Origin of the sequence: Enterobacter cloacae complex sp. I1M (assembly GCF_014982425.1) — a bacterium.
GTDB lineage: Bacteria > Pseudomonadota > Gammaproteobacteria > Enterobacterales > Enterobacteriaceae > Enterobacter > Enterobacter intestinihominis.
Map to the genome: position 1 here is coordinate 1 of NZ_JADCLG010000061.1, position 251 is coordinate 251.

Below are 251 nucleotides of genomic sequence, written 5' to 3' on the forward strand. Positions count from 1 at the left end.
GCTCACCACCTGCGCAGCAGAGGCGACCACGTCAACAGTGCCGGCCGGGGCCAGTACCGCCATCGGGCTGTTCATCGCGAAGTACACGCCCGGGTCGATAATACAGGCCGAGACAAGCGCCATAATCGCCACGAAGGATTCCATCAGCATGCCGCCATAGCCAATCAGGCAGGCCTGATTTTCATTCGCCAGCATCTTCGGCGTGGTCCCGGAGGCGATAAGCGCATGGAAGCCAGACACTGCCCCACAGG

Annotated in this window: 1 protein-coding gene; it reads right to left on the reverse strand. The window is 61.8% G+C overall.

Annotation, left to right across the window (positions count from 1 at the left end; genetic code table 11):
- Nucleotides 1–251, reverse strand: a 251-nt coding sequence (locus tag INF86_RS22185; RefSeq protein ID WP_305047274.1) for a carbon starvation CstA family protein, incomplete at both ends; no start/stop codon positions are given.